The sequence below is a fragment of the Candidatus Kosakonia sp. 282A-S69 genome (assembly GCF_029433855.1).
In the GTDB taxonomy this organism is placed as follows: domain Bacteria; phylum Pseudomonadota; class Gammaproteobacteria; order Enterobacterales; family Enterobacteriaceae; genus Kosakonia; species Kosakonia cowanii_A.
The window spans coordinates 172,026-172,264 of record NZ_JAROAU010000005.1; the positions used below are offsets into that span (position 1 = coordinate 172,026).

The following is a 239-nucleotide window of genomic DNA, read 5'->3' on the forward strand; positions in this document are numbered from 1 at the left end:
GAAGAAAATGATAAGAGAAGTAAAAGACCCTCAGCTCAGACAGCTTTATAACGTGTCTATTCAGGGTGTTGAGCAAAATTTGAGAGAGCTTCTTCCGTTCTTTCCACAGGCTCCGCACAGAGAAGATGAGGAAGAAGAACGCGCAGATAACCCATTTTACAGCGGTGACCTGCTCGGTTTTGCCAAAACATCTGTCCGCAGCTATGCCATCGCAATTACAGAAACAGCAACACCTCAAT

Annotated in this window: 1 pseudogene; it reads left to right on the top strand. The window is 45.2% G+C overall.

The window, feature by feature from the left end:
* Window positions 1–239: pseudogene (gene cotF / locus PU683_RS21640) on the top strand (spore coat protein CotF); the annotation flags it as partial.